We start from the raw sequence: 20,381 nt of genomic DNA on the forward strand, positions 1-20,381 counted from the left end.
CTTGCGCAACCGGCTTTGCCGTCTGCGTCGCTGCGTATTTCGTTGCAGCGAAGAAGCGAGAGTATGTAGCGTTTCCTGCTTCGCGTCAACTGGTTTGTCGATTTATTTTTCCAACCGACTCGCTCGCTGACTTCCTCCCACCTACCTCGCCTGCTACCCACAAACCCGCGCCAGCGCTGCGTTTCCGCCTGCTGCTGTCTTCGGTTTGTGTTGCGAGGGGGCGAATATTAAGCTGGCGAAACGAGGTTGGCAAGGACTTTTTTCAGGAGGGTCATTTGGGCATACGAATCGTGCGTCTTGGCGGCCCGCGCCATGCGGATGAAGGACTGAGGATGGGGACCGTGCGACGGCCGCCGCGTGGGGTGCCGAAGGCCGAGTTTGCGCGTCGCGACTACTACGATGTCTGGTATCCCGTGCTCTCCCCCACACCAGCGCTCGTCGCCGAGGCCCTGGCGGTGCAGCAGATGACGGACGAGCGCGCGCGGGAGCGGGCGTGGCGTGTTTTCGTGCGGAAGTTTCGGGCCGAGATGGCCGTGGCGGATACCAGCCGTACGTTGGATGTGCTGGCTGCGCTGTCCCACCAGACAAACTTCTCGATGGGGTGTTACTGCGAGGACGAGCGCTACTGCCATCGGTCGATCCTTCGCGAGTTGCTGACGGAGCGCGGCGCGAAGGTGACCTGACCGAGGTGCCGGCAGGCTAAGATGCCAAGCTTTGCGGGCTCGTGAACACTTCATGGCACTGAACCTGGTCTGGCTCGGCTTCTTCCTGCTTGCCTTTGCGGCCGCCTGCGTGAAGCTGGCGCTCGGCGACATGTCGGTCTTCCCGGCGATGCTTGCCAGCTTGTTCGACAGCGCACGCACGGCGTTCGAGATTTCGCTCGGTCTCGCCGGCGTGATGAGCCTGTGGATCGGCATCATGCGCGTGGGCGAGCGCGCTGGCGTCATCGATCTGTTCGCCCGGCTCGTGAACCCGCTGCTGCGGCATTTCTTCCCCGGCGTACCGCAGGGCCATCCGGCGCAGGGAGCCATGATGATGAACGTGTCCGCCAACCTGCTTGGGTTGGACAACGCGGCGACCCCGCTGGGGCTCACGGCCATGCGCGGGCTGCAGACGCTGAATCGGAGGCCCGATACGGCGACCGACGCGCAGATCATGTTCATTGTGCTCAATACGGCGGGGCTGACGCTGATTCCGACGTCCGTGATCGCGATTCGGCAGGCGGTCGCGGTCAAGCAAGGGCTGGTGGGGTTCAATGCGGCCGATATTTTCCTGCCGACGCTGCTGGCGACGGGGGCTTCCTGTATTGCGGGATTTCTGGCGGTGGCGTGGGTGCAGCGGCTCAATTTGCTGAAGCCAGCGGTGCTGGGAGCCTTCGCCATCGTGGCGGCGTTGATCGGCCTGCTCTGCTTGTGGCTGCGTCACGCGCCGCCCGATCAGGTCAGCCAGATGACGGCACTGGCCGGGGCCGGCTTCATTCTGACGCTGATCATGGTGTTTCTGGTATGCGGGGCGATTCGGCGCGTCAATGTCTATGACGCCTTCATCGACGGCGCCAAGGAAGGCTTCGGCGTGGCGGTGCAGATCATTCCCTATCTGGTTGCCATCCTCGTGGCCATCGGGCTGTTTCGGGTTACTGGCTGCATGGATGTACTCATGGGCGGACTGACCGGCCTCTTCGCCTGGATCGGGATGAATACGGACTTCGTGCCGGCGCTTCCGGTCGGGCTGATGAAGATCCTGTCCGGCGCCGGGGCGCGCGGGCTGATGGTCGATGTGATGACCGCGTATGGCGTGGATTCGTTTCAGGGGCGGTTGGCTGCGATCATTCAGGGATCGACGGAGACAACGTTCTATGTGCTTGCCGTGTACTTTGGCAGCGTGAACGTGCGGAATACGCGGCATGCGCTCGGGTGCGCCCTGTTCGCGGATGCGGTGGGACTCGCCGCGGCGGTGTGGATCGCCTATCTGTTCCGCTAGATTCTGACTGCGCGTGTTGTACGATGACAACGAATGTGCGGGCTTGCAGTCATCCGGCGAAAAAGAAGCTTGGTGCGACGCAACAAGTCATGTATAGTGAAGTCTGTCTCCTCCACCACCTCGGTGGATTCCAGCCCGCGCACCAACCTGCGCGGGTTTTTTTTGCCCATTTTTCCGGGCATCGGCGTGCAAGCGGCTGATCATTCGGCATTTTTTGCTTCCCGCTCCATGGGCCCACAGTCTGGCCCCATTTCTGCCCTCCTTCTGTGTAACCTGTCCCAAAGTTGGTGCAAAGCCGCACAACCGCGACGCAAACCCGTTGAAAAATCCTGTTTTGTTGCGACGCAACAATCTTTCGATTACATTCAAATCGATGCAATCGTCGTATTTCTCAGCGTTTCCACCAAGCCTGCTCGACCACTAAAGAATGCCCGCCATGTCGGCCGCGCCACGCCTCCTTCGCTATGGGCTCCTTCGCTATTGGCCGGACACCGCCTTCGTGCGGCGCGGCGCGGTCTACGCGCTGGCGTTTCTCGCGCTTGCAAGCCTGAGCGTGCTCACTGGCGACAACGGGTACCTGTGGTCGGCCACGGCGTCGATCTGGACATGCCTCGCCGATCGTCCGGGCACGGCGGCCGCGCGCATGCGCGTACTCGGCGCAGTGGGGATCGGGGGCGGGCTGGCCTGCGCGGTCGGGAGCGCGGTGTCGCAGGCGCCCTGGCTAGCGCTGCCGATCGTGGTTGCCGCGGGAATCGCCGCGGGGCTGGCCGAGGTTCGGGGTCCTGCGGCGGCCCTGAGTGCCAAGCTCCTCTATGTAGTGCTGATCGCCGCCTGCCTGCAACCCATGACGGCCGACGTGCCCGTGCTGGCCCACGCGGTGGCCGCGAGCCTCGATTACCTCCGCGGCGGCCTGTTCGCTTGCCTCGTTTGCCTGATGCTGCTGCCTTCGCAGCGCGATACCCGGCCGCGCACGGAAATCATCGCGGCGTACGAGGCGCTGAGCCGCCTGGCGCAGGCGATCGCGGCGGAGGTATTCCCGGACGACACCATGCCGTACAAGCAGGACATTCGCCGTCGGATCGAGGCCGCGCGCGTTGCGGTGCTGGCGCGGCGCGGCTGGCGCGATCCGATCGGCATGCTGCGCTATGTGTATGCGGTAGCCGTCGCGGATGCGATCTTCGCGCTGCTGATCGTGGCGGCGGAATTGCGGGGGCGGCACGCGGGCTCGGCGCCGCACCAGTTGCCGCTGGCCTACGCGGCGCGATGCATCGGTGAGATGGAGCAACTGGTGCGTGAAGCCCTGACGACGCAGCACGCGCCGGATCTGCCCGCGCTGTGCGCGATTCTTGCGCAGGAACTGCGGCGGCTCGTGGCGCAGCGCGCGAATGCGTCGGCGCCTCCGACCTATCAGTCGGCGCTGGCCGCGCTCGCAAAATTTCCGGTGTTTGGGGATTGGAAGGAAACGTTCGCGTGGCCGCATCGCGGGCTCCATCACGGGATTGACCGATTGGGGCACTGGCTGGCGGAAGTCGCGGCGCGCGATGCGCAGGTGACACGCCATGGGCTGCGGCTGGCAATGGCTGGCGGGCTGAGCCTGTTGCCCTCGCAGATCTGGCGGCTCGACCACGGCTATTGGGTCGCGGTGACCGTGATCATGGTGCTGAGCCCGCGTCTGCAGACGACACGGCAGATTTCGTTCAAGCGGTTTGCTGGTTCGCTCGCCGGCGCCGTTGCCGCGTGCCTGATCAGCCTGGCGCATCCAGGCCCGGTGTTCGCGCTGTGCATCAGCGCCGTATTCCTGGCCGCAGCTTACGCCGGGCGGCTGGCGGGGAACGCGGGCTTGTTCGCGTTCTGTCTGACGCCCGCAGTGATCTTGTTTTCGTGGACGGGCGAGCCCGCCGCGAGCAGCAGCCATGTAGCGGCGTTGCGCGGAGTGGATACGGCGATCGGGTGCCTGATCGCGCTGGCCAGTTATTTCGTGTTGTCGCCGCGTGCGGAACTGTCGCGCGCGTTCCGACATGGGCTGGATGCGCTGGCGGCGAATGCGGTGTATCTGCGGGCGGCCATTGGGGCGGCGCGGACCGGATCATCCGCGCCGTCTTCCGCCCACACGCGGCTCGAGGCGCTGCGCGTGGCGGCGGGCCGTGCTTCGACGCGGGCCGAAGATACCTTGGCGCAGAGCGCGGAGGATCTGGGCGCCGATCTCAGGACGGCGTACGGGCGCGTGCATACGGTGGCGCGACGGATGGCCGCGCTGGCTGGCGTGGTGCGGGCTGGCGGTAGCGAAGCGTTGCCGTCGGAAGCGGTGCAGGCGATGCTGGAGGGGATCGAGGCGCGGCTTGCCGAGCTTGCGGTGCGGCCCGGCGGCGCGGGGCGCGTGGATGTCGGTATTGCCGAGAGCGCGGGTGTGGCGGATATGGACGATATGCCGGCGGCGGACAACGATCTGGACGTGTTCCTACTGGAACAGACGCGGTTCGTGCTGCATTGCATCGATGGCGGCCATGCTGCAATGCGCGGCGTCCGGGAAGCGGTGGCGGCACTGGACCGGCCTTTACGGACGACGGCCATATCCTAGAATGACTGGAACCTTTGCGGCCGTTTCACCCGCTTTACAAACCCGGCCGCCCTACCGCCCGAGGTCCGCCATGTCCATCTCGTTCCCGCACACCACGCCCACCTACTGCGCCGCCAGCCTGACGCTCTCCTGCCCGGCCATGGTCGATGGCAACGACACGCTCTACTCGATTACCGCGGAAGCGCTCGAGTCGCACTTCGGGGCCAGATCGACGCGCAAGGAGGACCTCGTCGATGCGTTCACGAGCAACCGGTCGCGCATCGAAGAACTCGCCGAGAGCCTGTTCCAGCTGACCGAGGCGCGCGAGATCGTGCTGCGCAGCGGACATTTCCGCTTTGCGGCCTGACCCGCGCCGGGCTTCGCTTACTTCTCGGCGGCCTTTCCGCGGACGAGCAGCACGGGCATCGTCGATTCGCGGATCACGGCTTCCGCCACGCTCCCCAGCACAATGCGGCGCACGCCGCGGCGGCCGTGCGTGCCGATGACGAGCAGATCGCCATTCCATTCGCGCGCGGCCTCGTTGAGCGAGGCCGCAATGTCGCCCACCACTGCAGGTTCCGTCACCAGCCGCGTCTCATAGGCGACGCCGGCCGCGGACAGCCGTGCCGCAGCGTCTTCGAGGGTCTTCTTGCCACTGTCGACGTACGCCTTCTCCATCTGGCCGACGTCGTAATAGCCCGCGTCGAACAGCATCACGCCGCTATCGACGACGAAGAGGGCCAGAACCGTCGCGCCACCGCCGCTTGCCACGCGAATCGCCTCGCCCAGCGCGAGGTCCGATGTGGCGCTGCCATCGACGGCCACCACGATTCTTTGATATGCCGCATTGGTCATTGTCTTTCTCCCGAGGTGTGGACTCGTATTGATATTACTCCACACGGAGAAAGTCGCGCCCCGATAAATTGACCGACCGGTCGGCGTATATATATAGTACGAACGTCGAGGGCCGTCCCCGGGCCCCTGCAAGGAGCTGCGATGTACACCCAGAGCCTGGACTTAGCGGGTCCGCCACAAGCGGAGGCCGATCCAGAGACGGACCGCGTCATACACCGCGATACGCGGCAGGCCGCTTTCGATGCCCGGATCGCCGCGGACGCGAAGATCGAGCCGCAGGACTGGATGCCCGATGCCTACCGCAAGACGCTCGTGCGGCAAATCTCCCAGCATGCGCATTCGGAGATCATCGGCATGCAGCCGGAAGGCAACTGGATCAGCCGGGCGCCTTCGCTCAAGCGCAAGGCGATCCTGCTGGCCAAGGTGCAGGATGAAGGCGGCCACGGGCTGTATCTCTATAGCGCCGCCGAGACGCTGAACGTCTCGCGGGACGACCTCGTGGAGGCGTTGCACACGGGGCGCGCCAAATATTCCTCCATCTTCAATTACCCGACGCTGACCTGGGCGGATGTCGGCGTGATCGGCTGGCTGGTCGATGGCGCCGCGATCATGAACCAGGTGCCGCTGTGCCGGTGTTCGTACGGCCCGTATGCGCGCGCGATGATCCGCATCTGCAAGGAGGAGTCGTTCCATCAGCGGCAGGGCTTCGACGCGCTGCGCGCGATGATGGGCGGTACCGAGGCGCAGCGCGCGATGGTGCAGGACGCGGTCGATCGATGGTGGTTTCCGGTGCTGATGATGTTCGGCCCCCCGGACGCGGCCTCCCCCAACAGCACGCAGACGATGGCATGGGGCATCAAGCGGATATCCAACGACGACCTGCGCCAGAAGTTCGTCGATGCCACGGTCGAGCAGGCGCGCGTCCTCGGCGTGACGCTGCCCGACCCGGGCCTGCAATGGAACGAGGCGCGCGGGCATTACGATTTCAGCCCGCTCGACTGGGACGAGTTTCGCCGCGTGCTCAATGGGGATGGCCCCTGCAATCGCGAGCGGCTGGCAACACGGGTGCGGGCGCACGAGGAAGGCGAATGGGTGCGCGAGGCCGCCATGGCACATGCCCGGCGGCGCAACGGTGACGATTCGGGAGAATGCGATGCACGCTGATCCGTGGCCGCTGTGGGAAGTCTTTGTCCGCAGCAAGCAGGGGCTCGAGCACAAGCACTGCGGCAGCCTGCATGCGGCCGACGCCCAGCAGGCGCTGCATATGGCGCGGGACGTCTATACGCGACGGCAGGAAGGCGTGTCGATCTGGGTGGTGCCGTCGTCGGCGATTACCGCGAGCGCGCCCGACGAGAAGGAGGCCCTGTTCGATCCGATGGCCGACAAGATCTATCGGCATCCCACGTTTTACGAGCTGCCCGATGAAGTCAATCACATGTGATGCCCTGCCCGTGGCCGTGCAGTATGTGCTGCGGCTGGCGGACAACGCGCTGATCCTCGGACAACGCAATGCCGAGTGGTGCGGGCATGGACCCGTGCTCGAGGAGGACATCGCGCTCGCGAACCTGAGCCTCGATTTGATCGGGCAGGCGCGGCTGCTGTACACGCATGCGGGGACGCTCGAGGCGGCGGTCACCGGCCATGCGCGGCAGGAAGACGATTACGCGTACTGGCGCGACGAGCGCGAGTTTCGCAACTGGACGCTCGTCGAGTTGCCGCATCATGGGCCGCTGGCCGGCACGGCTCGGACGCCACGGGACTACGCGGTGACGACCGTTCGGAATTTCCTGTTCAGTGCGTTGATGGTCGAAGTTTGGACCGCGCTCATCGATAGCAGCGATGAAGGACTGGCCGCGATTGCGGCGAAGTCGGTCAAGGAGGCGCGGTATCACCTGCAGCATGCCGCGGGGTGGGTCGTGCGGCTCGGCGACGGGACGGAAGTTTCGCATGCGCGGATGCAGCAGGCGGTCGACCATCTGATGCCCTATCTGAATGAATGCTTCGAGACGGACGACATCGAGCGGGCCGCCGTCGCGCAGGGGATCGGCGTGGAGATGGCGGATCTGCGGGCGCGGTGGGAGGCTACCGTGCGGGACACCTTTGCCGAGGCGACGCTGCGGATGCCGGAGCGGTCGGGCTTTATCTCCACGGGCAAGCGCGGGGTGCATTCGGAGCATATGAGCTACCTGCTGGGTGAAATGCAGGGGCTCGCGCGCGCGCACCCGGGTGCGCAGTGGTGATGCCATGACAGCGGTTGCACGCATCGCGCGCGGATGGGAGGCGCTGGACGCCGTGCCGGATCCGGAGATTCCCGTCGTGTCGATCCGCGACCTCGGCATCTTGCGTGACGTGCGGCTGGCCGAGGATGGCGAGACGATCGAGGCGGTGATTACGCCTACGTATTCGGGATGTCCGGCGATGTCGCAGATCGAGGAGGATGTCGGGCGGGCGCTGGATGCGGCCGGTTTGCGGCCCTGGCGTGTGCTGACCGTCCTGGCGCCGGCATGGACGACGGACTGGATTACCGCGTTGGGACAGGCGCGGCTGCGGGAGTATGGGATTGCGCCGCCGCATGCCGCGGCGGGGCATGCCGCCGGGGACGTCAGGCCGTTGCGGTTTGTGCCGCGTGGGGGCCGGGCGCAGACGATGCCGGATGCGGTGACGACTTCGGTTGCGACTTCGGTTACGACTTCGACTGCGGCTGCGACTGCGGTTGCCTGCCCGCGTTGCGGCAGCCTGCATACCGAGGAGCTGGCGCGGTTCGCCTCCACCGCGTGCAAGGCGCTCTACCGCTGCCTCGCCTGCCGCGAGCCGTTCGATTACTTCAAACCGTATTGAGCCCGATCGAACCATGACACCTCAGTTCCATCCGCTGCGCGTGGCGCAGGTCCGATCCGAGACCGCCGATACGGTGTCCATTGCGTTCGATGTGCCGCCCGCTCTGCGCGAGGTGTACCGATTCACGCAGGGACAGTTCCTCACGCTCAAGGCGGCCGTCGATGGCACCGAGCTGCGCCGGTCGTACTCCATCTGCTGCGGGGTACAGGACTACGCGGCGCGCGGCGAATTGCGTGTGGCCGTGAAGCGCGTGCGCGACGGCGTCTTCTCGACATGGCTGCATGAGAACGTGGCACCGGGACGCACGCTCGACGTGATGGTGCCCGATGGCCGGTTTCATGTGCCGCTGGATGCGGACGCCGCGCGGCATTACGTGGCCTTCGCCGCGGGCAGCGGGATCACGCCCGTGCTCTCGCTGATTCGCACCACGCTGGCGCATGAGCCGAACAGCCGTTTTACGCTGGTCTACGGGAATCGTAGCGTGGATAGCATCATCTTTTCGGAGGCGCTCGAGGATCTCAAGAACGCTTACCTGTCGCGCTTCACGCTCTATCACGTACTGTCGCGGCAGCCTCAGGAGGTAGATCTGCTCCATGGACGGCTCGATCGCGAGCGCGTGGGGCGGTTTCTGTCTTCCCTGCTGCCGGTAGACGATATCGACGCCGCGTTCGTTTGCGGGCCGGCGTCGATGATCGATGAGGTGGAACTGGCGTTGCGCGAGGCTGGGGTCGATCCGCGCCGGATTCATGCGGAACGGTTCGGGGTGCCGGTGGCTGGGGTGGCGCCCGCCCGCGCGGCATCGGCTGACACTGGCGTCGGCAGCGAACTGGTGGTCGTGCTCGATGGCAAGCAGCATCGCATGCGGCTGCCGGGGCCCGAGGCGAAAGTGCTGGACACCGCGCTGGCCGCCGGGCTCGATCTGCCCTACGCATGCAAGGGCGGCGTCTGTTGTACCTGCCGCGCGCGCGTGCTCGAGGGCAAGGTGGACATGGAGAAGAACTACACGCTCGAGGCCTGGGAAATGGAGAAGGGATTCGTGCTGACCTGTCAGGCGCGCGCCCTCACGCAGCGGGTCGTCGTGAGCTACGACGAACGCTGAAGTCGCGCAGCGCTGCGCACCGTGATTACAATGACGGGTAACTCGCGCCCCGCATTCCCGGCATCAGCGGCGGCCCCGGCGGCGCCGCTTGCTCTGGAGGGCGTCGTTCTACTCAACCAATCACGGCCATGCAATATATCCACGTCGTCAATGGCGATGCCGCGGGCAATACGCTGCGTCAGGCGCTGGCACAAGCCTCCCGCCCCGACCCGGTTGTCGTGCTGCGCGACGATCTCGCCGTCGGGCCGATCGCCGACGTCGATAGCACGGGTCTGATCCGTTCGGGGTTCTGGCAGCGCGTGGCGCCCAAGACCGATATCGATTTCGCGGCGGAGATGCGGCATGCGCTCGACCAGCTGCAGGCGCTGCGCCGCGACGACAAGGAAGTGGCCATCTGGCATGGCCAGAGTGCCGCGGACCAGCTGATGCTCCGTCGTGTGGTGTCCCATCTCTATCAGGCGCCGCAGCGGATCAACGAGGTATCGATGGATCTGCGGGAGCTCGAGACGCCGCCGCAGGGCAACCTTGCGTCCATCGGGATGTATCCGGCGGCGCGGTTGGCGCGGCGGTTCTCGACCATCGCGCCGGTTTCCGTCCTTCGCCTTGGGCGGCTCGGTTACGAGTGGCAGCAGAACGTGAAGGAGAACGCCGATGTGCGGCTATGGAAGGGCAACACGATCGTGCCCGCGGCCTATCACACGGTGGATGACGTGATTCTCGATCGGACGCCGGATGACTGGACGCCAGCGATTCAGGTAGTCGGCAGTGTGATGGGCGCGGTGGATGGCCTGCTGGCCAGCGACTGGTTCGTATTCTGGCGCTGCCGCGAGTTGATCAGCGCGGGGCAGCTCGTGTTGCGCGGCAATGCGGATGCGATGCAGAACTGCGAACTGCGGTGGAATCCTTCGCTGAGCGCCGAGTAGATTTCGTTTCCATGGCCAGGACCAAGGCGCCCGATTTCGAGGCCCAGCGCGAACGGATTCTCGAGCTTGCGGCGGCGGCGTTTGCCGCGAGCAGTTATCCAAGCACGTCGATGTCGGATCTTGCCGCGGCTTGCGGTACGTCGAAGGCTCGGCTTTATCACTATTACGAGAGCAAGGAAGCGATTCTCTTCGATCTGCTCGATCGTTATACACAACGGCTGACGGCTGTGGTGACGCGGGTCGAGGCGGAGGGCGAGCGGCTCGGCCGGACGGCTCGCGAACGGTTTGCGGATCTATTGCGGGCGTTTCTGGCCGAGTACGAGAATTCGCAGACGCGACATATCGCGTTGATCAATGACGTGAAGTTCCTTGCCGAGGAACAGCGGGATCGGATTCTGCAGCGGGAGCGCGATGTGGTTGCCGCGTTCGGGCGGCAGCTTCGGCTGGCCTATCCGGAGCGCGTCACGGCAGAGAATCAGACGCCGTTGACGATGACCGTGTTCGGGATGATCAACTGGACGTTCACCTGGCTGAAGCCGGGGGGCCGGTTGTCGTATGCGGCGTTTGCCGAGATGGTGGTGGGGTTGATTGAAGGGGGATTGGTTGTGCCCTCCCCCCCAACATCTCTTCCTTAGGACCACTCGGCGTCCTGGTTCTTCTGGCGTTGTTCCCGGTCCTGGCGGAACATTTCTTCAAGTTCGTCGCGCGCCTGGCGGGCCAGCGAGACCAGCTTTTTCTGGTCCGTGTAGTGCGGGTAGAACCGGTCAATGGCCGCCTTGTTGTGGCGACGGAAGCGTAGGGCCACATTGCGGGCGTCGGAGGGGTCGAACCCGAGGCCTTCCAGCACCCGCCGCCCCATCATCAGGGAGCCTTCGAACAGTTCCCGTTCCCACGTCTCCACGCCACGGTCTTTCAGTTGGTAGACGTGAGACACGTGCCGGGCCCGGGCGTAGATCTTCAAGTCGGGCCAGCGTTCGCGGACCCGGTCGATCAGGGCAAGACTGTCTTCCATGCCGTCCAACGCCACGACGAGGATCTTCGCGCGGCCCGCGCCGGCGGCTTCGAGCAGGTCCACGCGCGTGGCGTCGCCGTAGTACACATTGAAACCGAACTCGCGCAGGAACTCGATCTGGTCGGGATCGTGGTCCAGCACGGTGACGCCGATGCCCTGTGCATAGAGCAGACGGCCGATGATCTGCCCGAAGCGTCCGAAGCCCGCGATGATCACGGGGTCGTGCTGCGGCGGGATGACGTCGTCGGGGCGGCCGCTCGCGTTCAGGCCCGGTGCCACGAAACGGTCGAACAGCAGCAACAGCAGCGGGGTCGCGACCATCGACAGGGCGACCATCAGGACGAGCAGCGCCTCCGTCCGCTCGGGCAGCAGGCCCGCGCCGCCGGCGACCGAGAACACCACGAACGCGAACTCGCCGCCCTGTGAGATCAGCAGCGCGAACAGCATGCGCTGCCCCCGCGCGATCGCGAAGCGGCGGGCGAGCAGCATCAGCACCGCCGTCTTGACGAGGACGAAGCCGAGCACGAGGCCCGTCACCTGCAGGGGCGACTGCGCGAAGATCCCAAAGTCGATCGACATGCCGACCGCCATGAAGAACAGGCCGAGCAGCAGGCCCTTGAACGGCTCGATGTCAGCCTCCAGCGCATGGCGATACTCCGAGTCCGCGAGCAGCACGCCGGCCACGAAGGTGCCAAGCGCCATCGAGAGGCCTACCGCGTCCATCATCAGCGCAATGCCAATCACGAGCAGCAGCGCAAACGCCGTGAACATCTCACGCATGTCGGTACGCGCGATGAAGCGCAGTGCCGGCCGGACGAGATAGCGGCCGCCCACGACGACGGCACCCATCACGGCCACGGCCTTCGCGGCGGTCTGCCAATGGGGGGCACCCGTGTGATGGAGCGCATCGGAGGCATCGATGGCCAGCAGCGGCAAGAGCGCGATCATCGGAATCGCCGCGATGTCCTGGAATAACAGGATGCCGAAGCTGGCGGCACCGGCCGGCGTGCTCATGAGGTTGCGCTCGGCCAGCGTGGCGAACGCGATCGCGGTGGACGAGAGGGCGAGGCCGAGGCCGGCCACCAGCGCGACCTGCCATGACGCCCCGAGCAACGCGGCAATGCCGCCGAGCGCGAGCGCGCATCCGGCCAACTGCATGGAGCCGTAGCGGAAGATGGTCTGCTTGAGCGCGCGCAGCTTTTTCGGCTCCAGTTCCAGGCCGATCACGAACAGCATCATCACGACGCCGAACTCCGAGAAATGGAGGATCGATTCGACATTGGTGACGAGCCGCAGCGCATGCGGGCCGATGGCGGCGCCGGCGATCAGGTAGCCAAGCACCGCGCCTAGCCCGAACCGGCGGGCGAGCGGCACGGCGACGACGGCGGCGACAAGGAATACCAGCAGCGCGATGAGGAAGTCGTGCTGATTCATGGCTCGACCTCCTGCGAGGCTTCCGTCTCGGGCTCGATGTCCGGCGGCAGCGGCGAAGAGGGGGAGAGGTGACGGGCCACATGCTCGATATGGAGCGCGAGCGCGTCCGCATCGGCATTGTCGGCGTCGTGCAGGACGATCGGCGCCATCCACTCCATGTCGCAGCGCGTGGCGGTCTGCTGAAGCGGGAGCAGGAAGTCTTCGATCGGACGGCCGTGGAGCCCGTCCGGTCCGTAAGCATCGGCCTGCCCGCCCGTGCTCACAACCGCGAGCATCGACTTGCCGCGCAACGCGGTGCCGCCGGGGCCGTACGCCCAGCCATACTCGAGGACGTCATCGAGCCACAGCTTGAGGAGCGCCGGCACGCTGTACCAGCGCAGCGGAAACTGGAGGACAACGGTGTCGGCCGTGGCGAGTATGCGCTGCTCGGCGACGACGTCGATGTCGTAGTCCACGTAGCGGCGATAGAGTTCGCGGACTTCGACGTGGGGCAATGCAGCCAGCGCTTCGGCTAGCGGATGATTGACGCGCGAGCGGCGCGGCGCGGGATGCGCGTAAATGACTACGATCGTGGGCTCGGTCATCAAAACGAAGGCTGAGAGAGGGGTGTTTCGGTTGGTGTCGGGGACGCGTCAGGCGGACGTGTGACGTGCCGCGTTGCAGCAAACCCACACTCGCCGAAGGCATGACGTAATCGTCTCACGGATAAGTGTCTGAATCCATGACGTTTTTTAGTGGCATGCGGCCGCCGGGCAAGCGACCGCCGGGGGCAGCTTACGCGAGACTGACAAATCCACTACAATACTTTCCGCGTTGCAGCAACCTAGTGTTTGCCCGCATAAGAGAGTTTCTCGTCTCGCGTTGTTATACCCGGATTGCGGCAACTTGGTTGTTGCACAACATTCAACAGTAAGGACCTCATCGTGAACCCGCTCGAACTGAGCAAGGCCGTCGGCGCTGTCTCCGACGAAGATCTTCGCCGCGCCGCCAAGGCCACCCAGCGCCCGAATGCGCTGGTGCGCGAACTGGCCGCCCATCATCGCTCGCGGCTGGTGAAGCATTTCCTCGCGCTGGGCGAGGAAGATCGCCTGCTCCGTTTCGGCCAATCGGTCGGGGACCATGTCATCGAGGCCTATGTCGAGAGCATCGACTTCGACCACGACACCGTGTTCGGCGTCTACGACGAGCATCTGGAGCTGGTTGGCGTGGGTCACTTTGCGAACCTGCGTGACAACGCGCAGGGCCGCGTCGCCGAGTTCGGCGTATCGGTGTCGAAGAGCGCGCGCGGTCGCGGTATCGGCAGTGCGCTGTTCCAGCGCGCCGCGATGCACGGCCGCAACTCCCATGTCCGCACGCTGTACATGCACTGCCTCTCCCGCAATGCCGCGATGATGCACATCGCCAAGAAGGCTGGCATGAAGGTGCAGTATGCCTACGGCGAAGCCGATGCGTATCTGGAACTGCCGCCCGCCGACACCGTCAGCCGCCTGACCGAAGCGCTGGACGAGCAGATGGCCGACCTCGACTACGTGGTCCGCCGCAACCTGCGCGACGCGCGCCGCTTCGGCCTGCGCTTCTGGCGCTCGATGGTGCCGCAAAAGCGTACGGTCTGAGCGCATCGCTCCCCGTCCAAATACAAACGGCGCACCGCAGTGGTGCGCCGTTTGCGTTTGTGCCGCCCGAATTCAGTGGACCGGTCAACCGCCCGCGACGGGCAACGCGGTGGTGTCCTTGATCGATTCCAGCGCGAAGCTCGAACGCACGTCGATCACCGACGGATGGGCAAGCAACTGCTCCTGCATGAAGCGCGCGAAATGCTCCATGTCTTCGACATACACCTTGAGCAGCAGGTCCATCTCGCCCGTCATCGCATGGCATGCGGCCACCTCGGGCCACGTCGCGATGGCCGCGCGGAACAGATCCAACGGGGCCTTGCCCTTTGGCGTGCCGCCCTGCTTCTCCAGTCGGACGTTGATGTAGGCCAGCAGTCCGAGCCCGATCTTGTTGGGCTCGAGCAGCGCGGCATACTGGCGAATCACGCCGATTTCCTCGAGCCGCCGGATGCGGCGGAGGCAGGGGCTCGGCGAGAGGTTCACGCGTTCCGCCACTTCGAGGTTCGTCAGCCTTCCGTTGGTCTGCAGCACCTCGAGGATTTTGCGATCGATCTTATCCAGCTCCACCTTGCTCACGGTTTGTTGCTCCGCAATATGTTTGTCGGCAATTTTTTTGCGCAAATTTAACAAGTCGTGCACAAGCCTGCAATTTTTTTGATGCGGGACCCGTACTTTCCCCTAGCACAAAGCGCGCGGGCCTACCCTGGGCCTACCTCAACGGGACAGGCAAGAGTGGTGCCAACGCCTTGCGCCGGCAAGGCAAGAACAAAAAAAGCGACCCCGCGGGGTCGCTTTGTACTGCCAGCAGACGATCAGTTGGCAGCCGGTGCCGAAGCCGGCGGCGGGCCGCGGCGCTTGGCGCCATCGCGCGGGCCGTCGCGGTGCATCTTCGCCATGGCCTTCTGGATTTCGTCCTGCGTGACCTTGCCGTCCTTGTTGACGTCGATCTGGTCGAAATGGGCGGCCATGCGCGGGAACGCGGCCTTCATCTCGTCGCGGGTCAGCGCGCCGTCACCGTTCTTGTCCGCTTCCTTGAATTTGGCGTCGAACTTCGCCTTCATCTCAGTGCGGCGGGCTTCCCATTGGGCCTTGTGATAGGCGGCCAGTTCCGCCTTGTCCAGCTTGCCGTCGTGGTTGGTGTCGATCTTGTTGAAGACCGCGTCGGCCTCCGCCTTCGAGATCGCGCCATCGCCGTCGGTGTCCACCGACTTCAGCCACATGCCACCGCCGTGATGGTGGTGCCGGTGCTCGCCGCGCATCTGGCCGGGGCCGCCTGCCGGCGGAGCCGAAGGCGCTGCCGTGGCCGCCGGGGCGGTCGGTGCCGACGGCGCCGGCGCGGTGGTCTGGGCGAAGGCGGCGCCAGCTGCCAGGAACAGCGCCGACGTGGCCAGGAAGGTCTTGATCGTGTGGGTCTTCTGCATGCGTTGCATATCCGTGCTCCTCTTCATGCGTTGTGCATGTACGGATTAGAACGCAGTGGATCGTGCGAAGTTGGCGCTTTTAATAGGATGTTACCGGGCTCACAGAAGTCGTACTCTGTCGTAATCGAACGAAATCTAAGCCATATGTTGCGCTAACAGTGCGTTACGGTTCGACGGGGCCTGGGCCCGGATTTCAGTCCTTCGGCACCATCTGGTCGGCCGGCACGCCCTGCGGCGTGTAGCCCGGCGGCGCCGGAATGGGCTGCGAGGGTGCCGGGATCTGCTGTGGATACGGCTGCTGCTGCGGCTGCGGCGTGAACGACTGCTGAGGAATGGTGGTCGGCTGGCTCACCGCCGGGGCCGGAGCGGCCGTTGCCGGCATCGGCGTGGAGAGCGGCGCGGCGGCGCCCGACGGCGGCGCCGCGGGCAGGCCCGCGCCACGGCCCGCCAGCGCGTTGTTCTGGATAGGCAGCGCGATTTCCTGACGCGCGCCATTGCGCTCGATCACGATGCCACGGCCGCGGATCTCGACTACCTTGATCTGCGGCGACAGCGCGGCGCCCGCGCGAACGGCCTTCGGCGCGCCGCCGTCGAGCGACAGGATGGCCGCGCTCGGGCCGGTGCCATCGACATTCGCCACGACCCCGATCAACTGCACGTCGCGGACGCCTGCCTGCGCGCTGCCACCGAACAGCGTGGCGATCGCCCCGGTCTCCACGGCTTCCGTCTGCGCGACGCGCGCGGTGTTCGGCACCGGGATCGTCTTCATCGCGCTGAAAGTGAGTACCCAATGCGTGGCGAGCGCGCACAAGGCAACGAAGCACACGAGGCTCGCAAGCCTCGGCAGCCAGGCGGCGGAGGGGTCGAAGCGGAAAGCAGGCCGGAGAGCAGGCCGGGAGATCGCAGGCACGGGTACGCTGGGTCGGATGAAGTCAGGCGCCAAGCGTACCAGAGCCATGCGGCAACTGTCTGTCATACAAGACCGACAATTGATGCGGCCGGGGATCAGAGCAGATCGTCGAGCAGGTCCGGACCGAAGACTTCCCGATGGATGTTCTGCACAGGCACGCCCGCGGAGATCAGTGCATGCCGCTGAGCCTGCATGAAGCCGAGCGGGCCACACAGATAGAAGCGCCCATCCGCGAACCGCGCGGTGTCGCGGTGCGCGAGTAGCGCGGCGGTCGGCATGGTGCCGGCATGGTCGTAATCGCGGCCAGCCACATCCGCGTCGGTCGGGGTTTCGTAGCTGATATGGGTATGGAGCGTCGTGAGCCTCTCCCGCGCCCATGCGAGGTCCGCGCGGTGGGCGTGATGGCCGCCGTGGCGCGCCGCGTGGGCGAACAGCACCGGGCGGTTCGGCTGCTCGACCGCGAGCGTGCGCAGCACGGAGAGCATCGGCGTGATGCCGATGCCGGCGGACAGCAGCGCGATCGGCGACCGGTCGTCGATTTCGGGCGTGAACTCGCCCCATGGCGTGCTCACATGGAGCGTCGCGCCGACCTGCACGGTGTCATGGAGCCAATTCGAGACCGCACCCTCGGGCGTGTCCGCCCCGCCGGTCTCGCGCTTGATCGAGATGCGCCACGTCGGCAGGCCACGCTCGGCGGAGAGCGAGTACTGGCGCAGCTGGCGCCGGCCGTCGGGGAACGTCGCCTCCACGCTGATGTACTGGCCCGGCTCGAAATCGCGCAGGGGCTTGCCGTCCGGCGACGCGAGCGTGAGCGACATCACGGCCTCGCTCTGCGCCTCGCGGGCGATGACGCGCACCGGCAGCAACTGGCCCGCGGCCATGCCGCTGCGATCGTAGAGACGCGATTCGGCGGCGATGAACTCGCCGGCGAGCAGCCAGTACGCTTCGTCCCACGCAGCAATGAGTTCGGGTGTCGCTGCATCGCCGAGCACGGTCTTGATCGCGCCAATCAGGTACTTGCCAACGATCGGATAGTGCGCGGGCGTCAGCCCGACGGCGACGTGCTTGTGGACAATGCGTTCGATCACGGGCGCCAGCGCGGCACCGTTGTCGATGTTGGCCGCGTAGGCGAACAGGCCCGATGCGAGCGATTGCTGCTGGGACCCGTTGGCCTGGTTGCCCATGTTGAATAGGCGGGTCAGCTCCGGCCGCGCCGCGAACATGTCCGCGTAAAAGCGCGTGGTGATGGCGACGCCGTGCTGGCGCAGGACGGGGATGCTTGCATCGATGTAGGGGCGGGAAGCAGCGGACAGCATCGGGAAACTCCGTTAATAATGCATGGAAAATGCATGTTTTAGGGCAATCAAAAGCCGGCGGTGGATGTGCCGGCTCGGGAAACCACGAATTCTGAGGCCCATGATAGATAAGATGCATCTTATATGCAAGTTTTTGATGGCAGGACGCCGAATGACGAAATGTGGAACGGGATGCGCCCGCACATCAAACGGTCATCCCCGTGGCGTTATACTGGCTGGCCATTCCGGCCACGCCGACGTTGCCCGGCGGGGATGATCCCGGCAGACCAGGCACGAGGCCAGATACGATGCATAGATTCGCCAATTCCACCCGTACCCGACACCCGCTCGCCCGCAACCATCGTGCGCGTGGCTTCACGCTGATCGAAATCATGGTGGTGATCGTGATCCTCGGCGTGCTGGCGGCACTGGTGGTCCCCAAGATCATGAGCCGTCCCGATGAGGCGCGGGTCGTGGCCGCGCGCCAGGACATCTCGTCGATCATGCAGGCGCTCAAGCTGTACCGTCTCGACAACGGCCGCTATCCGACGACCGAGCAGGGCCTGCCCGCGCTGGTCTCCAAGCCGACGACCGAACCCGTGCCCAACAACTGGAAGGGCGAGGGTTACCTCGAGAAGCTGCCCAAGGATCCCTGGGGCCATCCGTACCAGTACCTGAACCCCGGCGTGCGCGGCGAGATCGACGTCTTCAGCTTTGGCGCCGACGGTCAGGCCGGCGGCGCCGGTAACGACGCCGACATCGGCAACTGGGACTAAGCCACCCGCCTCCGATGCGCCGACATTCCCTTGCCACCCGCGGCTTCACGCTGCTGGAACTGCTGGTGGTCATGGTGATTGCCGGCATCGTGATCTCGCTGGTCGCCGTCAATGCCTCGCCGAACGAGCGCGGGCGCATTCTTGACGACGGCCAGCGCATTGCCAGACTGTTCGAACTCGCGCAGGAAGAAGCGCAGCTCGGCGCGCGTCCTATCGCATGGGAAGGCGACGCGCGGGGATGGCGGTTTCTGGAGGCCACGCCACAGGGCTGGCAACCGATGCGCACCGACGTGTTCGCGCCCGGCAAATGGCGGCTCGCCATGGACAGCGTGGCGATCGCCGAGGGCGGCCGTTCGGGCGGCAACGGTATCTTCCGGCTGGTCTTCGGCCGGGAGCTCGTCGATGGCCCGCAGCGGCTGGTCCTCGCGCGCGGTGCGATCCGCGTCGATGTGACCGGCGACGGCAGCGGCCGTTATCTCGCCACGGCGCGGCCATGATCCGACGCCAACGCCCCGCGCGGGGCTTCACGCTGATTGAAGTCCTCGTGGCGCTCACCATTCTCGCCGTGGCGCTCACCGCAGCCATGCGCGCCATGGGGTCCATGGTGGAAGCCGGTATCTCGCTGCAGTCGCGCATGCTCGCCGAGTGGAGCGCCGAGAATCACCTCGCCACGCTGCGCCTCGCCAAGACCTGGCCCGAACCGGGCACGCGCGGGTACGACTGCCCGCAGGGCGGCACGCCGCTGTGGTGCGAGGAAACGGTCTCCGGCACACCGAATCCGTCTTTTCGCCGCGTGGAGATCGCGGTCTACCCTTCCGCTGCGAACAAGTCCGTGCGGCTCGCGTGGCTCGTCACCCTCGTCCCCAATGAAACGCGCAACATGCTCTGACCGACCGCACGCACGCGGCTTCACGCTGCTGGAGATGCTGGTTGCGATCACGCTGCTGGCGGTCATGGCCGTGATTGGCTGGCGCGCGCTGGACTCGTTGACGCGCAGCCGCGAGCGGCTGACCGACCACGATCTTCGTCTGGACGCGCTCAAGGTGTTGTACGGCCAGCTCCAGTCCGATTGCGAGCATCTTGCGACCGCGTCGCTGCTGCAGGCGAGCCCGCTCGAGCTCGGTCCGGGCCAGTTGCTGATGGTGCGCGACCGCCGCGACACAGGCCAGCCCACGGCGTGGCAGGTCATTGCGTACCGGCTCGACGGCAATACGCTGGTTCGCGCGGCGAGCCCGTATCTTGGTTCGCGGAACGAGGTGCGCGGCGCGCTGCTGAACATGCGGCAGGCCGGGGGGCAGGCGGTACAGGTGCGGCCGCTGGTGCGCGACGTGAACAGTATGTCCGCCCGCGCCTGGGTGGAACCGGGCGGCTGGCAGGCGGACACGGGCCGTATCTATGGCGCGTTGGTCCAGGGCATTGCGGCCGCCAGTGCCGCCGCGGCGGCGGGCGCGGCGATCGCCGGCGCGACGGGCGCGAGCGATGCCCAGGCGGACTTCGGCAATGTGGCCAACGCTACGGCGATCCGCGCGGTGGAACTCACGATCATCGCGCGCATGGGCGATGGCGATTCGCCGCGGCAGTTCCAGAAAGTCTGCATGACGGGGCTATGAGCATGCCGGACGTACGCCCTTCCCTATTCTCATCGGTCCGCCCTTCCGGCCGCCCTTC

General features: G+C 65.7%; 23 protein-coding genes. 16 read left to right on the plus strand and 7 right to left on the minus strand.

What is annotated here, in order from left to right:
* Positions 1 to 275 precede the first annotated feature (275 nt).
* From KHP16_RS22505 to KHP16_RS22520, 4 genes are all read left to right on the plus strand, one after another.
* The gene (locus KHP16_RS22505) at positions 276 to 683 is read left to right on the plus strand and encodes a DUF488 domain-containing protein (protein WP_109585229.1); all 408 of its coding nucleotides are present in this window, start codon (positions 276 to 278) and stop codon (positions 681 to 683) included.
* 52 nt (positions 684 to 735) lie between these two features.
* The gene (locus tag KHP16_RS22510) at positions 736 to 1,980 is read left to right on the plus strand and encodes a nucleoside recognition domain-containing protein (RefSeq protein WP_211961184.1); all 1,245 of its coding nucleotides are present in this window, start codon (positions 736 to 738) and stop codon (positions 1,978 to 1,980) included.
* A 436-nt stretch (positions 1,981 to 2,416) separates the two neighbouring features.
* Entirely contained in the window at positions 2,417 to 4,558 is a 2,142-nt protein-coding gene (locus tag KHP16_RS22515) for an FUSC family protein (RefSeq protein ID WP_211961185.1), read from the plus strand.
* A 70-nt stretch (positions 4,559 to 4,628) separates the two neighbouring features.
* Complete coding sequence (locus KHP16_RS22520) at positions 4,629 to 4,904, plus strand: DUF1488 family protein (RefSeq protein WP_211961186.1); 276 nt, start codon at positions 4,629 to 4,631, stop codon at positions 4,902 to 4,904.
* A 17-nt stretch (positions 4,905 to 4,921) separates the two neighbouring features.
* On the opposite strand, the gene KHP16_RS22525 is transcribed toward KHP16_RS22520, so the two are convergent.
* Positions 4,922 to 5,392 carry a universal stress protein gene (locus tag KHP16_RS22525; RefSeq protein ID WP_109585233.1) on the minus strand — a complete coding sequence of 157 codons (471 nt, stop codon included), beginning with the start codon at positions 5,390 to 5,392 and terminating at the stop codon, positions 4,922 to 4,924.
* A 141-nt stretch (positions 5,393 to 5,533) separates the two neighbouring features.
* On the opposite strand from KHP16_RS22525, the gene paaA reads away from it, so the two are divergent.
* The 7 genes from paaA to KHP16_RS22560 all read left to right on the plus strand — a co-directional run bounded on the left by paaA (position 5,534) and on the right by KHP16_RS22560 (position 10,887).
* On the plus strand, positions 5,534 to 6,556 hold the full coding sequence (paaA, locus tag KHP16_RS22530) for a 1,2-phenylacetyl-CoA epoxidase subunit PaaA (protein WP_109585234.1): 1,023 nt from the start codon (positions 5,534 to 5,536) through the stop codon (positions 6,554 to 6,556).
* The gene (paaB, locus tag KHP16_RS22535; RefSeq protein WP_109585235.1) at positions 6,546 to 6,833 is read left to right on the plus strand and encodes a 1,2-phenylacetyl-CoA epoxidase subunit PaaB; all 288 of its coding nucleotides are present in this window, start codon (positions 6,546 to 6,548) and stop codon (positions 6,831 to 6,833) included. Before paaA ends, paaB begins: the two co-directional genes overlap by 11 nt.
* Complete coding sequence (gene paaC, locus KHP16_RS22540; protein ID WP_211961187.1) at positions 6,814 to 7,632, plus strand: 1,2-phenylacetyl-CoA epoxidase subunit PaaC; 819 nt, start codon at positions 6,814 to 6,816, stop codon at positions 7,630 to 7,632. The genes paaB and paaC overlap by 20 nt, the downstream gene beginning before the upstream one ends.
* Positions 7,633 to 7,636: 4 nt before the next feature.
* Positions 7,637 to 8,230, plus strand: coding sequence for a 1,2-phenylacetyl-CoA epoxidase subunit PaaD (gene paaD / locus KHP16_RS22545; protein WP_211961188.1), 594 nt, complete (start codon positions 7,637 to 7,639; stop codon positions 8,228 to 8,230).
* A gap of 13 nt (positions 8,231 to 8,243) precedes the next feature.
* The gene (gene paaE, locus KHP16_RS22550) at positions 8,244 to 9,329 is read left to right on the plus strand and encodes a 1,2-phenylacetyl-CoA epoxidase subunit PaaE (protein ID WP_109585238.1); all 1,086 of its coding nucleotides are present in this window, start codon (positions 8,244 to 8,246) and stop codon (positions 9,327 to 9,329) included.
* Positions 9,330 to 9,457: 128 nt separating this feature from the next.
* Positions 9,458 to 10,252 (plus strand): DUF1835 domain-containing protein, encoded by a 795-nt coding sequence (locus tag KHP16_RS22555; protein WP_211961189.1) that lies wholly within the window; start codon positions 9,458 to 9,460, stop codon positions 10,250 to 10,252.
* An 11-nt stretch (positions 10,253 to 10,263) separates the two neighbouring features.
* Entirely contained in the window at positions 10,264 to 10,887 is a 624-nt protein-coding gene (locus KHP16_RS22560) for a TetR/AcrR family transcriptional regulator (RefSeq protein WP_121493007.1), read from the plus strand.
* On the opposite strand, the gene kefC is transcribed toward KHP16_RS22560, so the two are convergent.
* Both kefC and kefF read right to left on the minus strand, forming a co-directional pair.
* The gene (gene kefC, locus KHP16_RS22565; protein ID WP_211961190.1) at positions 10,884 to 12,698 is read right to left on the minus strand and encodes a glutathione-regulated potassium-efflux system protein KefC; all 1,815 of its coding nucleotides are present in this window, start codon (positions 12,696 to 12,698) and stop codon (positions 10,884 to 10,886) included. The two genes, KHP16_RS22560 and kefC, sit on opposite strands and share 4 nt — an antisense overlap.
* Positions 12,695 to 13,282, minus strand: a complete 588-nt coding sequence (gene kefF / locus KHP16_RS22570) for a glutathione-regulated potassium-efflux system oxidoreductase KefF (protein ID WP_115955707.1) — start codon at positions 13,280 to 13,282, stop codon at positions 12,695 to 12,697. The genes kefC and kefF overlap by 4 nt, the downstream gene beginning before the upstream one ends.
* A gap of 339 nt (positions 13,283 to 13,621) precedes the next feature.
* On the opposite strand from kefF, the gene KHP16_RS22575 reads away from it, so the two are divergent.
* Positions 13,622 to 14,311, plus strand: coding sequence for a GNAT family N-acetyltransferase (locus tag KHP16_RS22575; protein WP_109585243.1), 690 nt, complete (start codon positions 13,622 to 13,624; stop codon positions 14,309 to 14,311).
* A gap of 84 nt (positions 14,312 to 14,395) precedes the next feature.
* On the opposite strand, the gene KHP16_RS22580 is transcribed toward KHP16_RS22575, so the two are convergent.
* The 4 genes from KHP16_RS22580 to KHP16_RS22595 all read right to left on the minus strand — a co-directional run bounded on the left by KHP16_RS22580 (position 14,396) and on the right by KHP16_RS22595 (position 17,958).
* Positions 14,396 to 14,887: an Lrp/AsnC family transcriptional regulator gene (locus KHP16_RS22580; RefSeq protein ID WP_109585244.1), complete on the minus strand. Its 492-nt coding sequence runs from the start codon at positions 14,885 to 14,887 to the stop codon at positions 14,396 to 14,398.
* Positions 14,888 to 15,123: 236 nt separating this feature from the next.
* Positions 15,124 to 15,741 carry an EF-hand domain-containing protein gene (locus tag KHP16_RS22585; protein WP_211961191.1) on the minus strand — a complete coding sequence of 206 codons (618 nt, stop codon included), beginning with the start codon at positions 15,739 to 15,741 and terminating at the stop codon, positions 15,124 to 15,126.
* A gap of 184 nt (positions 15,742 to 15,925) precedes the next feature.
* Complete coding sequence (locus KHP16_RS22590) at positions 15,926 to 16,633, minus strand: general secretion pathway protein (RefSeq protein WP_121493019.1); 708 nt, start codon at positions 16,631 to 16,633, stop codon at positions 15,926 to 15,928.
* A gap of 104 nt (positions 16,634 to 16,737) precedes the next feature.
* Positions 16,738 to 17,958 (minus strand): globin domain-containing protein, encoded by a 1,221-nt coding sequence (locus KHP16_RS22595; RefSeq protein ID WP_109585246.1) that lies wholly within the window; start codon positions 17,956 to 17,958, stop codon positions 16,738 to 16,740.
* Between the two features lie 287 nt (positions 17,959 to 18,245).
* Here KHP16_RS22595 and gspG point away from each other — a divergent pair, with 287 nt between their 5' ends.
* Genes gspG through KHP16_RS22615 form a run of 4 tightly spaced genes read left to right on the plus strand, consistent with a single transcriptional unit; the run spans position 18,246 to position 20,323 of the window.
* Positions 18,246 to 18,713 carry a type II secretion system major pseudopilin GspG gene (gene gspG / locus KHP16_RS22600; RefSeq protein ID WP_109585247.1) on the plus strand — a complete coding sequence of 156 codons (468 nt, stop codon included), beginning with the start codon at positions 18,246 to 18,248 and terminating at the stop codon, positions 18,711 to 18,713.
* Positions 18,714 to 18,727: 14 nt separating this feature from the next.
* Positions 18,728 to 19,210: a prepilin-type N-terminal cleavage/methylation domain-containing protein gene (locus KHP16_RS22605; RefSeq protein WP_109585248.1), complete on the plus strand. Its 483-nt coding sequence runs from the start codon at positions 18,728 to 18,730 to the stop codon at positions 19,208 to 19,210.
* Positions 19,207 to 19,602: a type II secretion system minor pseudopilin GspI gene (gene gspI / locus KHP16_RS22610; protein ID WP_109585249.1), complete on the plus strand. Its 396-nt coding sequence runs from the start codon at positions 19,207 to 19,209 to the stop codon at positions 19,600 to 19,602. The genes KHP16_RS22605 and gspI overlap by 4 nt, the downstream gene beginning before the upstream one ends.
* Complete coding sequence (locus KHP16_RS22615; protein ID WP_115955701.1) at positions 19,580 to 20,323, plus strand: PulJ/GspJ family protein; 744 nt, start codon at positions 19,580 to 19,582, stop codon at positions 20,321 to 20,323. Before gspI ends, KHP16_RS22615 begins: the two co-directional genes overlap by 23 nt.
* Positions 20,324 to 20,381 lie beyond the last annotated feature (58 nt).

The sequence above is a fragment of the Cupriavidus plantarum genome, assembly GCF_905397285.1.
GTDB lineage: Bacteria > Pseudomonadota > Gammaproteobacteria > Burkholderiales > Burkholderiaceae > Cupriavidus > Cupriavidus plantarum.

Bases quoted from the DNA above. Each gene is read 5' to 3' on its own strand.
- KHP16_RS22595 (WP_109585246.1), bottom strand. From the start codon at position 17,958: ATGCTGTCCGCTGCTTCCCGCCCCTACATCGATGCAAGCATCCCCGTC.
- KHP16_RS22605 (WP_109585248.1), top strand. From the start codon at position 18,728: ATGCGCCGACATTCCCTTGCCACCCGCGGCTTCACGCTGCTGGAACTG.
- paaB (WP_109585235.1), top strand. From the start codon at position 6,546: ATGCACGCTGATCCGTGGCCGCTGTGGGAAGTCTTTGTCCGCAGCAAG.
- KHP16_RS22585 (WP_211961191.1), bottom strand. From the start codon at position 15,741: ATGCAACGCATGCAGAAGACCCACACGATCAAGACCTTCCTGGCCACG.
- paaC (WP_211961187.1), top strand. From the start codon at position 6,814: ATGAAGTCAATCACATGTGATGCCCTGCCCGTGGCCGTGCAGTATGTG.
- paaE (WP_109585238.1), top strand. From the start codon at position 8,244: ATGACACCTCAGTTCCATCCGCTGCGCGTGGCGCAGGTCCGATCCGAG.
- KHP16_RS22515 (WP_211961185.1), top strand. From the start codon at position 2,417: ATGTCGGCCGCGCCACGCCTCCTTCGCTATGGGCTCCTTCGCTATTGG.
- kefC (WP_211961190.1), bottom strand. From the start codon at position 12,698: ATGAATCAGCACGACTTCCTCATCGCGCTGCTGGTATTCCTTGTCGCC.
- KHP16_RS22525 (WP_109585233.1), bottom strand. From the start codon at position 5,392: ATGACCAATGCGGCATATCAAAGAATCGTGGTGGCCGTCGATGGCAGC.
- KHP16_RS22520 (WP_211961186.1), top strand. From the start codon at position 4,629: ATGTCCATCTCGTTCCCGCACACCACGCCCACCTACTGCGCCGCCAGC.
- paaA (WP_109585234.1), top strand. From the start codon at position 5,534: ATGTACACCCAGAGCCTGGACTTAGCGGGTCCGCCACAAGCGGAGGCC.
- KHP16_RS22560 (WP_121493007.1), top strand. From the start codon at position 10,264: ATGGCCAGGACCAAGGCGCCCGATTTCGAGGCCCAGCGCGAACGGATT.
- KHP16_RS22555 (WP_211961189.1), top strand. From the start codon at position 9,458: ATGCAATATATCCACGTCGTCAATGGCGATGCCGCGGGCAATACGCTG.
- gspI (WP_109585249.1), top strand. From the start codon at position 19,207: ATGATCCGACGCCAACGCCCCGCGCGGGGCTTCACGCTGATTGAAGTC.
- KHP16_RS22510 (WP_211961184.1), top strand. From the start codon at position 736: ATGGCACTGAACCTGGTCTGGCTCGGCTTCTTCCTGCTTGCCTTTGCG.
- gspG (WP_109585247.1), top strand. From the start codon at position 18,246: ATGCATAGATTCGCCAATTCCACCCGTACCCGACACCCGCTCGCCCGC.
- kefF (WP_115955707.1), bottom strand. From the start codon at position 13,282: ATGACCGAGCCCACGATCGTAGTCATTTACGCGCATCCCGCGCCGCGC.
- KHP16_RS22615 (WP_115955701.1), top strand. From the start codon at position 19,580: ATGAAACGCGCAACATGCTCTGACCGACCGCACGCACGCGGCTTCACG.
- paaD (WP_211961188.1), top strand. From the start codon at position 7,637: ATGACAGCGGTTGCACGCATCGCGCGCGGATGGGAGGCGCTGGACGCC.